The following is a 12,887-nucleotide window of genomic DNA, read 5'->3' as shown; positions in this document are numbered from 1 at the left end:
AATAATACATATAGATGACTAAAAACAATAACAAAGAGTTCAATTCTTTTGCATCATTTTATCCTTATTATCTCTCTGAGCATAAAAATAAAATCTGCCGCAGGCTTCATTTTGCCGGGTCAACTGTGGTGCTAGTACTGTTATTCTATATCATTTTTTCGGCGCAGTGGTCGTTGCTTTGGTTGTTGCCTGTTGCGGGGTATGGTTTTGCTTGGATTGGTCACTTCTTTTTTGAAAAGAATAAACCCGCGACGTTCCAATATCCGTTATATAGCTTGATGGGAGACTGGGTTATGTATAAAGATATGATCTGCGCTAAGGTACCTTGGTAGGGAATATGAAGTAAACCAAATGAATATAAAACAAATGCTTATAGCGATGGGGTGTGTTTTTTTACTCAGCAGCTGTGAAACCATATCGGCAACAAGTGTGCGCAGCTTAGCAATGTTTAGCCCAGAAAATAGTCAGTGTTATAACAGACAGCGCCAGTCTAATTATTTTGCCGTTGATAGCCACCATCATTTTCAGCCGTTTCGCGGCGACGCTGTCCCTTTTAATAAATTGGTTAACTGGGCGGAGCGTGCTGGGGTGTTGTTTGTCAATGTATATGGTATTGGCCAAATCTATACACGCAAATCAGGATGTGTTGGTGAGCGAGGGTGCTACACACATGTCATCGCACCAAGTATTGAAAATGATATTAAAAATGCCAATAACTATGTAAAACATGGGGCAGATAAAGTGCATCTAACCCTATCAATGACCTTTGCTGATCTCCATAAACCAGACACGATACTTGCCAATATGGCGCTGCTTGAGGAAGAGTTTGGTGATCTATTTCGTTGGATGGGAGAGGTTAATATGGTGAAAGCCGCACACTTTGATAACGGTCATCAAGCAGTAAGTATGGATACTATCGCTAAGTGGCAGCCATTTATGCAAGTACTACAAGAGAAGAAGACTCCACTGGCACTGCATGCTGATTTGGGCGATAACGAGGCGCCGCTTCGCTACTTACCTTTACTTGAGGAAGTATTAACGCGCTACCCTGATAACGACATCATCTGGATGCACATGGGGATCTCAAAAGAGCTAAGCCGTATTGACCCCAGCTTACATATTCGCACCATGCAGAAGCTGTTTGCTCGCTATAAAAATCTTAAAGTGGATCTTTCTTGGCGAATTTTATACGACTATTATTTTAGCTTTCCAACCGTCAACAGCCAATATGTTGAGTTTATCAACGCCCATGCTGAGCGTTTTTTACCGGGGAGTGACTTTGTTGCCAGCAAAAACAAACGTTTTGCTGACTACAAAGAGGAAGTGGACATTAACAGTCGTGTTTTGGCCAGCCTTGACGATAATGCTTTTCGTCGTATCGCGCTTGGTCAGAACTACTTTGATTTGTTGGAATTACCGTATCGAGCGCCAGAGATCTGTACTACAGCGTCTCCTTAAGCATCGACAGCACATCGTTGACATCGAGCTTCATCACTTTGTCCGTATTGGCTAGCAGTTGATCTGCTAGATCTTTTTTATGATGATGCAGCTCAACAATTTGCTCCTCAATAGTTCCTTTAGCGATTAAGCGATATATCGTGACAGGGCGCGTTTGTCCCATGCGATGAACACGATCTGAAGCTTGCTCCTCAACCGCTGGATTCCACCAAGGATCCATGTGAATGACATAATCCGCTGCGGTAAGGTTCAGGCCAGAGCCGCCTGCTTTAAGACTAATTAGGAATACCTCGCCTTCACCTTTTTGAAAGGCGTTGACCGCTTGTTGTCGTGCCTTAGGAGGGGTACTGCCATCCAAATATTGAAAGCGAATACCACGTTTTTCAAGGTGACTTTTGATCAGCTGTAAATGACCAACAAACTGGCTAAAAATGAGCGCCTTATGATTATTTTCTTGTAGCTCTGTTAGTAATTCGTCTAATGCCGCTAATTTGGCACTGGCGACTTGGCTTTCAGCCAATAAGAGTTTTGGATGACAACAGGCTTGGCGTAAACGAGTAAGCGCTGCCAACATTTTAAAGCGCTGCTCATTGGCGCTATCTTGTTGCGCGGACTGGGAGATTTCATCAATGGCGTTTTGCCTAAGCGCTTCATAAAAGGTTTGCTCTTCTTGGCTTAACTGAACCGCTACATTTATCTCCGTACGTGGTGGTAGCTCTGTTAATACCTGGTGCTTCATGCGACGTAAAATAAACGGTTGGATCAGGTGTTTTAATCCTTTGCGGGCTCGGTGCGCTGCGACTTTGTCCTCATTTGCATTTTCAATTGGCGCAGAAAACTTTTCGCTAAAACGCTTCAGGTTGCCAAGTAGTCCCGGGTTTACAAACCGAAATAGTGACCACAGCTCGGTAAGGTTGTTTTCGATTGGTGTCCCTGTGGTAATAAGTTTAAATTTTCCTTTAAGTGCACATGCTGCCTGAGTGCGCTTTGCAAGCGGGTTCTTTAGTGCCTGCGCTTCATCAGCGACAATCGTTTCAAATGCAATGGGCTTTAATATGTCAACTTCGCGCTGTAATAAGCCGTAGCTTAAAATGACACAGTCCAGTGGCTGCAGATCACTGAGCAGTTGTGCTCTGGCCTCTGAATTTGCAGAGTCGGCAAATACTTTTACCGACAACGTTGGCGCAAACTTTTGAATTTCTTGCTGCCAATTAAAACAAACTGAGGTGGGAGCAATTATTAACGTAGGCCCTTTATGTGCACGAGCTAATATTATCGCTAGTGCTTGGATGGTTTTGCCAAGCCCCATGTCATCGGCAAGGCACGCGCCAGCGCCCCAATGGGCAAGTCGCATGGCCCAGTCAAATCCTGCTTGTTGATAGTCTCTAAGCTTGGCCTGTAATGTTGATGGTAGCTGCACAGTTAACGCCACGGCTTGGTGCATTTTATCATGTTGCTCTTCCCATGCAGGTAAGGTTTTCATGCGCATGCCGGTGGTGGCTTCAGCAATCAAAGGCGTAGCAAGTGGATGGAATTTACCGCCTTCGGTGGCATGATTGAGCTTATCAAGTTGAGACTTTAGTTCACTTGAAAGGGCAACCACCTGCTCACTGTCCAGTGCAATAAAACGGCCATTACTGGTAGCAACCATCTTGAGTAGTGTTTTTAGCTCAATCACTTGGTCATTATTTACTTGCAGCTCGCCGGTGATATCAAACCATTCGTTTTTCTTGGTCATAGCCAGTTGCAAATGTTGGCTTTCAAGCTTGTTACTGAGGCGGACTTTTTTACCTTTTGGCCACCTTAGCCTGAGTTGCATAGGGCAAGGATCTTGGTTGACTACCATTTCAAGCTCTTGCAATACCTCCAGTGCTTCATCCATTTGCGCCAAGCTGAGGCGGTTGTCAATCATCTCTAAAAACAACGGACAATGGGTGTCAAGTTCATCAAGCCCTTGTTGCTCAAGCAGGAGATCCCGGGTGGTAGACAAGCGTTTGCCGTCGATTTCTGCACTAACCGTGGCAGTACCATGACCAGGGTGGAAAACAGGGCCTTTTTCACCAAACGGCATCACCACACAATGAAAGTCTAAACCTTGATGGTAAGGTTGAATATTGATAACGAGGGTAGACTGCGCTGCAATGACATCAAGACCTGTGTCAATGTCGGCTAAATCCGACTGAACATTCAGATAAGGAGCAATGGCTTTAATACTCGACAGTACTTTTTGCTTTGCACTAACAGGTACGCTTAACCCTGATTCGCTAATGATTTCAGCGACTTGTATATGTGATTGATTAAATACAATAAACGTATACTGATGTTCGTCATGCTGGACAAATGAGTAGCTTTGCGGCTGGGTAAAATAACTCGGTAGATTTGGCACTGAAAGTAAAAGCTCATCACCGTGCTGACGAATGTGTAATTCAGGGGTCTGCTCGGATATGGTAATAGGCTGCGTTAAGTCGTCCTCATGATAGAGGTTTGTTGCGCCAACCGCAGCTCTTAAAGCTGGGATCCCTGCCAGTACATAATCAGACTTGCTGCTGTAGCCATAACTGGCTTGCAATGCGATGGCCTCAATGAGTTTTTTATCTGATTGGCTTATGTAACTGAAGCGTTCAGGATGCTGTTTAAGTTGCTTACAAGGTAAAGGCTTACCCTTGCCCCAGCCGGTTTTTCCCCGTTTTTGTTCTCTGGCTAAAAATTCAATATCAAAGCGACCTTGCCTAATTTGCCAGATCAGTCGGTATTCCGTATCGGCCGCCTGAGTGGCGTTACTGCTTGGGTTTAATGCGATAAGTTTATCAAGTGCCAAATCCCACGGTGACTTTTTAGCCACAAGCGTACTGAGGTTAATGTCGAGAGCACTTGTCAGTGGCTGAAACTCTCCATGTTGGGCAAGTCGCAGTTGTTTTGCAAGCTGAGCAAAAAGCGACATCGACAGCTGTTCAAATGCGCTCACGCAATCATCAAGGTGTTCAAGCGCCGTAGCGTCTAAGGTTTTGTTACACCAAAAGTATGCAAAGCAGTCAAGTAAGCGGCCAATGTAATAGTCAAAATAGTGCGACTGCTTCAAAGCAGAGTACTTTAAATGTGCGCTACTGTATGGGTTATTTTGCGAGAGGCTTTCACTGCAATAGAGTAAGACGTTATTGGCAAAATAATTGCAAAAGGGAGCTTTATTGTCTTGGTTTTCATACTCTAATTGTAGTGATAACACTTCAAAAAGCGCGGCATCTTGGTTATTAGCTTGTTGTAGTAATGCCAGTTTATGAAATAACCCAAGGGTTCTGCCTAAGTACTGCTTTTTACGCTTGGTGATTTTATCCTTCGCTTTAAGGGCTGCTGTAAACTCTGAGGCGGCATTTTCACTTTGCTGCAAAAAAGTAATCGCAGCTCGTATCTGTAACTCGTAGCTGCTGTGATGTTGAGTTACCATACTCTGTGCGGCATCTAACTGTAATGTGTACAGTTGGTATTCTGCTAATAGTGCCGTTAATGGTGGGTTTTGTGTTTTGGCCTCAACCTGTTCCAGCGTGTCTAGCGCAAAGGCAATACTTTGGCCACTTTGTATTAAGGTATACAGCAAGGTTGAAAATGCTTGGTACTGCAAATCTTCGGGGAGGGTGCTAAATCGCTCCAACGAGAACGGATAAAAATAAAGTGGCAGTAGTACTTGGTTGGTTTTATAGCACACGGCTTGTGGGTCTTTATTAAACCCGAGTTGCGCACGTGCTTTTGATAATTGATTTATAAATAAAAAATCGCGAATGAGGCGCTGTTCATCAGCAAATTGTCTTTCCCATTCATAAGCATTAAGAACCGGTATAAATTCTTCGGCAGTATTGAGTATGGGTAAAAACTGCCCTTCGGCCATGACTTTTTGACTTAAACCGGTCGCGAGTTTTAGGTTGATTTGTACGCCATCTTCATTAAACGTGACTAAACCGTCAGCGCGCCATTTCATGATCTGGCTATGGCTTATTCCTTGTTCAAACTCAGTGCTAGGAATAATTTCTTTACTAACAAGAGCCTGTATTAGGCGTTTGAGTTTTATTGCTGAGACTGGCTTGTAAACGACGGCCAAAATGCAGAGCAAGGTTTGCTCTTGCGCTGGTAGCGCATCTACCTGATGTGTTAAGGCTACAATTTCTTCATTAGTGGATGGCACAAAGTCAAAGTTCATTGTTCAGTCGCAGTGTTCATTTTAAGACACTGAAAACTACCACAATTTGCGCTTAACTACCATGGAGGTGATGCGTTGGAGCGGGAGGCGATGCCTCCCAATATCACTAAAATTTTGGGTATGTCTGTGACTAGCCAAAGCTTAGGTTATATAGCAATGCCGAAACCGCCAATAAGCCCACAATTAATACGAAATAGGTACCAATATGGCTTTTGTATTTTTGTAGCGCAGGGACTTTAAACACCGCTATAGTCGGCATAATAAACAAGATCATCGCAATGATAGGCCCTGAAATTGCGCCCATCATATCGAGAATACTTGGGTTTAGCACTGAGCAAATCCAGATAGCAACAAACATAAATGCGATACCCGCTTTGTCAGCTACTTTGTAACTCATGTTAGTTTGTTTGGTTGCCAGCCCATTGAAGCTCTCACGAGCACCTAAGAAATGACCTAAGAATGAAGAGGTGATGGCAATAAACGCAACCAGTGGCCCAAGCATAGCAATAAATGGATTGTTATAAACGTTGGCTAGGTAAGACAATACGGAAACGTTTGATTCTTTTGCAGCTTCCATTTGCTCTGGTGTTAATGAAAATACGCAAGAAAATACAAACAGCAAGACAAATACAATCAACATAATTGAGGTGATACGCAAGATGGCTTCAGACTTTTGCACCGCTTCACTCTTGTAATGGCGACGTTGCACATTAGCAAAGCTTGAGATCGCCGCTGCGTGACTAAAGGAGAACACCACGATCGGCACAGATAACCACAATAACTGCGTTAAACTGGCAACATCTGGTGTACTGACTACGGGCATTTGCCAGTTAGGTACTAAATACAGTGACAAAAACAGAAGTACACCAACAAGTGGGTAAACCAAAATAGCGAAAGCACGGAGCAATAGCTTTTCACCGCCTAGCATAATGGCAATCATGCCTGCGACCAATAAACCTGACAGCAAAATACGTGAAGGGGATCCAAACCCTAGCTGATTGACAATAAAGCTATCGACAGTGTTAGTCAGACCAACACCGTAAATAAGCAAAATAGGGAAAATAGAGAAAAAGTAGAGTAGGGAAATTAAGCGGCCAGCACCAGCGCCGAAGTGTTCTTCGACTACATCGGTAAAATCAGCATTTTTTTGCTTTGAAGAAAGCACAAAGCGAGCGAGCCCTCGGTGCGCTAAATAGGTCATTGGAAAAGCAAGGGCAGTCATAATGAGAAGTGGCCAAAAACCACCGATCCCAATATTGATTGGCAGGAACAAAATACCTGCTCCAACAGCGGTTCCAAATAAGCTCAATACCCAGTGGGTATCATGTTTTGTCCAGCGGCTATTACTGACGGAGTTCATCTCCATCGTTGCCTCAGAGGAATTACTCATAAACTTGTTGTCCTGGATTTAGAATTATAATCGGGCGGATCATATAAAAAATGGTTAAGAGTTGCATGTATAAACCGTCTACTCAGAGGAGTTATGCGGTGAAATACGTTTTTTTGACTAAAACCTGCACAATTACCTAGTTATCGCTGTGTCGCTTTTGTAAACCTACGTCTGTAAATGTTTTTAATTGTTACCATCGACAATGATTTGCTAGCCGCGTTAAAAATTAATTTTTATTCTAAGACGCAAATAAATATGAAATAACTAAGTGGAAAAGTATGTTCAAGTTAAATACGCTATTGCTCGCCTCAGCGATGCTAGGAAGTGTTACTGCTAACGCGACAATTGTTGAGTTTCAGACCTCACACGGTAGTTTTCAAGTGAATCTATATGATCAAAGCACTCCTAAGACAGTTGAAAACTTTTTGCAGTATGTAAACAACGAACGATACTCTGATACTGTGATCCACCGAGTGATCCCCGAGTTTGTCGTGCAAGGAGGTGGCTTTACTTATGAAGGTAAAGTTCCGCTTGATGCGATTGAAACCTATAATGCGGTTGAAAATGAACCTAAGTGGTCAAATGTCAAAGGCACAATTGCAATGGCTAAGGTGGCTTATAAACCTGATAGTGCGACCAGCCAGTGGTTTATAAACTTAGAGGATAATAGTAGTAATTTAGACGTAGAAAATGGTGGCTACACCGTGTTTGGTCAAGTAATTGGTGACGGTATGGAAGTACTAGAAGCCATCGCTCAAATTCCACGTTGTGGTAATGTGCCGTTAGTTAACTTTACCGATGAGCAGTGTAAAGACACTGAAACAGACCCAGGTGCTGCTAATTTTGTAACACTCAATGCAATTACAGTGTTAGATGACGATCCTAACTCTGCTGCGGGATTAACACAAAAAGCGAATACCTTGATTGACCAAGTTACTGACAAACCGTCAACAGATCAAGATTCGGGCTCTTCTGGTGGGTCGATGTTTGCGGGTCTTTTCTTACTTGCAGCTGCGCTGGGTTTTAGACGTAGAGTGAAATAGTTTTGAGTGCGATTGCACAACAGTCCCTAGTTAACCTGATCTCAGGTTAATAACTTGGAAGCGCACTTCGGTGCGCTTATTTTTTATAAAGCCTATTCGCTGACTGATACCAATTATCCTAATTAAGAGGTCTATTTTGAGCAAGCATTGATGCTAATTGGTATTATGCTTGAGCATTGAACAATTCAGCTGCTTTTATTTGATATATAAGAACTATACACCATGATAGGAAGGTATCGGGGCGTGTTCAGGGCCAGTAAGCGACCCTGAACAGGATAGATTTACAGTGCTTCGGCTGCTTTTTTCGCAAGGTATTCGTCATAAGTACCTTGGAAATCAATGATCTGTCCGTCTTTGATTTCCCAAATACGCGTAGCAAGAGAAGATACAAACTGACGGTCATGCGAGACGAAGAATAGTGTGCCTTCGTACTGCTCTAATGCTAGGTTTAGAGACTCGATAGACTCCATATCCATGTGGTTAGTTGGCTCATCCATCAGCAGAATATTAGGCTTGTGCATCATGATTTTGCCAAATAGCATACGGCCTTGCTCACCACCTGAGATCACCTTAACGGACTTTTTGATGTCGTTTTGAGAAAACAGCATACGGCCAAGGAAGCCGCGTACGACTTGCTCATCATCGCCTGGCTGTTGCCACTGTTCCATCCATTGGAAAAGGTCGAGATCTTTTTCAAATTCGTCAGCGTGATCTTGCGCGTAGTAACCTATGTTGGCATTTTCTGACCATTTATACGCGCCTGACAGTGGCGCTTGACGGCCGGCAAGGGTGTTGAGGAGGGTGGTTTTACCCACGCCGTTTTCACCGATAATCGCAACCTTTTCACCAACTTCAACCAATGCGTTTAAGTTTGAGAATAACGTCTCTTCGTAACCTTGTGATAAAGATTCAAGCTCAAGGGCATTACGAAATAGCGGCTTTTCTTGCTCAAAGCGAATAAATGGGTTTTGACGGCTTGACGCTTTAACTTCTTCCAGCTGAATTTTATCAATTTGCTTAGCACGAGAGGTGGCTTGTTTTGCTTTTGATGCGTTTGCAGAGAAACGCGAAACAAACTGTTGTAGCTCGGCAATTTGCGCCTTTTTCTTCGCGTTATCTGAAAGCAGACGCTCGCGAGCTTGTGTTGCTGCAAACATGTACTCATCGTAATTACCAGAGTAGATACGCAGCTCACCGTAGTCGATATCCGCCATGTGTGTACACACTGAGTTTAGGAAGTGACGGTCGTGAGAGATGATGATCATAGTACAATCACGCTGATTCAATACATCTTCCAGCCACTTGATGGTGTAGATATCCAAGTTGTTGGTTGGTTCGTCTAGGAGCATGATATCTGGCTCTGCAAATAATACCTGCGCTAGTAGCACACGTAGTTTCCAGCCCGGAGCAACTTCAGACATGAGGCCGTAATGTTGCTCGGTTGGAATACCAACACCGAGGAGTAATTCACCGGCTTTTGCTTCAGCGGAATAGCCATCCATTTCAGCAAATTGCGTTTCAAGATCGGCAACACGCATACCGTCTTCTTCGCTCATCTCAGGTAGTGAGTAAATGCGATCGCGCTCTTGTTTGATTTCCCACAGCTCTTTATGACCCATGATCACTGTGTCTACAACCGTATATTGCTCGTAGGCAAATTGATCCTGATTTAGCTTAGCGATACGCTCGTTTGGATCGTAGTTTACGTTACCTGCACTTGGTTCAAGCTCTTTGCTTAGGATTTTCATAAAGGTGGATTTACCGCATCCGTTAGCGCCTATTAGGCCGTAGCGGTTGCCGTCACCAAACTTAACGGAAATATTCTCAAACAGTGGTTTTGCACCAAACTGCATAGTGATGTTGTTACACGAAAGCATAAATTTGACTCATTACTGACAATTGCGGCGATCCTAACATTTATAAGGGGTAAATGATGCAAAAAGTTTGGTAAATGCAAACATTCATTTAGTGTCTGGTAAGACATTAAATTTGGATGAAAGTACTGGCTTTATTAGGCGTTGCTAAAATGAGAAAAAGTAAGTTTTAAAAGCATCAGGTGGATTTAAGGCACTTGAGAAGCCACTGGATTTGCCAATGAAATTTGATACGAGAAAAAACTGGATTTAGCAACATCTGTTCAGAGAGTTTGTTTACATCGGTTTATCAAATTTTATCGAAATAAATTGCTATTTAGCATAATCTTAGGTCACATTACCGACCGTAATTAAAATAATATAACAATTTAGGATTGGAATATGCGTATCAAAGCTATCTCCGCGGCCATGGTGTTGGCCTTTTCTCAGTACATTGCAGCCGATGAAGGCATGTGGCAACCACATCAACTACCTGAGCTAGAGTCTATCTTGAAGTCTAAAGGACTTGAGATTGACCCTAAGTCGATTTCTAAATTAACTGAGTTTCCTATGAACGCGGTGATCAGCCTTGGCGGCTGTACGGCGTCATTTGTTTCCCCTAAGGGCTTAGTGGTTACTAACCATCACTGTGCGTATGGCTCTATTCAATATAACTCTACGACTGACAACAATATTTTAGAAAACGGCTTCTTGGCGAAAACACCAAGCGAAGATTTACCTGCAGCGCCAGGTTCGCGTATTTATGTAACGAAAGAAGTCTCGAACGTCACAGACAAAGTCAATGAGGGTGTTGATTCCTTGACCGGTAAAGCACGCTTTGACGCCATCGATAGTAAACGTAAACAGCTTGTCTCTGAGTGTGAGCAAGACGAAAATTATCGTTGTAATGTTTATACCTTCCACGGTGGTCTTGAGTACTACTTGATTAAATCACTTGAGATTAAAGATGTACGCTTAGCCTACACGCCAGCGATGGGTGTTGGTAAATACGGCGGTGATATAGATAACTGGATGTGGCCTCGCCATACTGGTGATTTTGCATTCTATCGTGCTTATGTCGGAAAAGATGGCAAACCTGCTGAGTTTTCTAAAGACAACGTACCATATAACCCTGAATCATTCTTAAGTGTGAGTGCTAAAGGTGTGCAAGAAGGCGACTTTGTTATGGTAACCGGTTACCCGGGCCGTACTAATCGTTATCGTATTGCCTCAGAAGTAGATTTTGTGTTTAACACTGTCTATCCAATGGTGCGCAAACACAACGCAAAGTATGTGGAACTTATCAAAGAGAACGCGCCAGAAGGCTCTCAAGCATTAATCGCTTATGAAAGTACGATTGCTAGCTATAACAATTACATCAAAAACTTTGGCTCTATGATTGAGAGTTTTAAAAAGGGCAGTATGTATAGTGCTAAGCAACAATTTGAGCGTGACCTTATCGCGTGGATCAATGCCGATGCTGAGCGCAAAGCAAAATACGGCGATGTGTTGACTGAGCTGAGCCAACTGGTATCACAAGCACAAGAAAACTATGTGCGCGATATGATGGTGGGGTATATTCACCGCTCACAAATGATTGCGACGGCAAGGAAGTTATATCGTCTTGCCGTTGAAAAGCAAAAGCCTGATGCTGAGCGCGAGCGCGGTTATCAAGAACGTGATATGCCAAAGCTCAAAGCAGGTCTTGAGCGCATGACACGTCGTTACGACGAAACCGTAGACAAAGCAATTATGCTTTACTTTATGGAGCTGTATGCTGCGCTTCCTAAAGAAAAACGCATTGCAGAGGTAGACAAGCAACTACAACTGGAAGAAGGCTTCGATAAGGCAAATCATCAAACACTGCTTGATCAAATGTATGCAAACTCTAAGTTGGCAGATGAGAAAGTTCGTCTATGGATGCTAGATTTAGATCTTGAACAACTCAATCAAAGCGCTGATCCATTTATGCAGTATGCTAAAGCGATTTTTGCTGTGATGAAGCAAATTGAAGATGAAGGAAAAGAGCTAGCCGGTAAACAGCAAGCTGCACGTCCTGCGCTTATGGAAGCAATCATTGCTTACAACAAGTCTCAAAATAAGCCTGTCTATGCTGATGCTAATAGCACATTGAGAGTTACCTACGGCACAGTAGGTGGATACTCACCTCAAGATGGATTAGTTGCTACACCGTTTACCTCTCTAGAGGGGCTGTTAGCTAAAAACACCGATGTTGATCCTTTCAATGCACCTAAAAAACAGCAGCAGTTGATCCGCGATAAAGTGTATGGCCAATATACAGGTGGTATGAACACGGTACCGGTAAACTTCCTTTCTAATGTTGACACAACGGGTGGTAACTCTGGTTCGCCGACGTTAAATGGCAAAGCTGAACTGGTTGGTTTATTGTTTGACGGTGTTTATGAAAGCATTATTGGCGATTGGGATTATGATAAAAACCTGAACCGTTCGATTCACGTTGACTCGCGTTACATGCTTTGGGTAATGGACAAAGTCGACAATGCACAAAACCTATTAGATGAAATGAAAATAGTGAAATAGTCTGCAGGTTTAATTTGTATTGATACACAAAAAATGCCGACCGAGAGGTCGGCATTTTTGTGTTATTGGGTGAAATTATACCAATTTGACTTAATACTCGTTCAATTTGAAGGAGTAAATCTGACGCTAACGGCGTTAAAAACTTCTTATTTAGAACAACTAAATAGCAAAGTTTTTGCCTTGCCTACACGGATGTAGGTACCTTGGCGATAGCAGGACGCGGTAGCGCGGTTATCGACAAGATTTTCTCACCTCAAAATAGACCACTTAATTAACCCGAGATCGGTTTAAGCCATCAGTTCATCAATAGAAATTGATGGCTTTTTTTCTTTGTGGCTGTATGCAATCAGCGCACCCAAGACTGTTAATATCATTCCATGCAAGCTTCTATG

Annotated in this window: 7 protein-coding genes and 1 pseudogene; 4 read left to right on the top strand and 4 right to left on the bottom strand. The window is 43.1% G+C overall.

From position 1 onward, the window contains the following. Positions 1–14: 14 nt before the first annotated feature. Both F9Y84_RS18550 and F9Y84_RS18545 read left to right on the top strand, forming a co-directional pair. Positions 15–332: an Mpo1-like protein gene (locus F9Y84_RS18550; protein ID WP_147390988.1), complete on the top strand. Its 318-nt coding sequence runs from the start codon at positions 15–17 to the stop codon at positions 330–332. Between the two features lie 19 nt (positions 333–351). Continuing rightward, positions 352–1,458 (top strand): amidohydrolase family protein, encoded by a 1,107-nt coding sequence (locus F9Y84_RS18545; protein ID WP_147390989.1) that lies wholly within the window; start codon positions 352–354, stop codon positions 1,456–1,458. Here F9Y84_RS18545 and F9Y84_RS18540 read toward each other — a convergent pair. Beyond that, the gene (locus tag F9Y84_RS18540) at positions 1,442–5,647 is read right to left on the bottom strand and encodes a DEAD/DEAH box helicase (RefSeq protein WP_147390990.1); all 4,206 of its coding nucleotides are present in this window, start codon (positions 5,645–5,647) and stop codon (positions 1,442–1,444) included. The genes F9Y84_RS18545 and F9Y84_RS18540 overlap by 17 nt on opposite strands. A 130-nt stretch (positions 5,648–5,777) precedes the next feature. Beyond that, positions 5,778–7,037 carry an SLC5/6 family protein gene (locus F9Y84_RS18535; protein WP_125253813.1) on the bottom strand — a complete coding sequence of 420 codons (1,260 nt, stop codon included), beginning with the start codon at positions 7,035–7,037 and terminating at the stop codon, positions 5,778–5,780. Positions 7,038–7,315: 278 nt separating this feature from the next. Between F9Y84_RS18535 and F9Y84_RS18530 the strand changes: the two genes are divergently transcribed. Then, positions 7,316–8,080, top strand: coding sequence for a peptidylprolyl isomerase (locus F9Y84_RS18530; RefSeq protein WP_147390991.1), 765 nt, complete (start codon positions 7,316–7,318; stop codon positions 8,078–8,080). A gap of 281 nt (positions 8,081–8,361) precedes the next feature. On the opposite strand, the gene F9Y84_RS18525 is transcribed toward F9Y84_RS18530, so the two are convergent. Further along, complete coding sequence (locus F9Y84_RS18525) at positions 8,362–9,957, bottom strand: ABC-F family ATPase (RefSeq protein WP_125253815.1); 1,596 nt, start codon at positions 9,955–9,957, stop codon at positions 8,362–8,364. A gap of 378 nt (positions 9,958–10,335) precedes the next feature. On the opposite strand from F9Y84_RS18525, the gene F9Y84_RS18520 reads away from it, so the two are divergent. Beyond that, on the top strand, positions 10,336–12,495 hold the full coding sequence (locus F9Y84_RS18520) for a S46 family peptidase (RefSeq protein ID WP_147390992.1): 2,160 nt from the start codon (positions 10,336–10,338) through the stop codon (positions 12,493–12,495). 287 nt (positions 12,496–12,782) lie between these two features. Here the strand turns inward: F9Y84_RS18520 and F9Y84_RS22635 are convergent. After that, a pseudogene (locus tag F9Y84_RS22635) lies at positions 12,783–12,887 on the bottom strand (IS982 family transposase); the annotation flags it as partial.

Origin of the sequence: Pseudoalteromonas peptidolytica, from assembly GCF_012641745.1 — a bacterium.
Taxonomy (GTDB): domain Bacteria; phylum Pseudomonadota; class Gammaproteobacteria; order Enterobacterales; family Alteromonadaceae; genus Pseudoalteromonas; species Pseudoalteromonas peptidolytica.
This window is presented reverse-complemented; position numbering and strand designations above follow the sequence as displayed.

Bases quoted from the DNA above. Each gene is read 5' to 3' on its own strand.
- F9Y84_RS18550 (WP_147390988.1), top strand. From the start codon at position 15: ATGACTAAAAACAATAACAAAGAGTTCAATTCTTTTGCATCATTTTAT.
- F9Y84_RS18545 (WP_147390989.1), top strand. From the start codon at position 352: ATGAATATAAAACAAATGCTTATAGCGATGGGGTGTGTTTTTTTACTC.
- F9Y84_RS18540 (WP_147390990.1), bottom strand. From the start codon at position 5,647: ATGAACTTTGACTTTGTGCCATCCACTAATGAAGAAATTGTAGCCTTA.
- F9Y84_RS18535 (WP_125253813.1), bottom strand. From the start codon at position 7,037: ATGAGTAATTCCTCTGAGGCAACGATGGAGATGAACTCCGTCAGTAAT.
- F9Y84_RS18530 (WP_147390991.1), top strand. From the start codon at position 7,316: ATGTTCAAGTTAAATACGCTATTGCTCGCCTCAGCGATGCTAGGAAGT.
- F9Y84_RS18525 (WP_125253815.1), bottom strand. From the start codon at position 9,957: ATGCTTTCGTGTAACAACATCACTATGCAGTTTGGTGCAAAACCACTG.
- F9Y84_RS18520 (WP_147390992.1), top strand. From the start codon at position 10,336: ATGCGTATCAAAGCTATCTCCGCGGCCATGGTGTTGGCCTTTTCTCAG.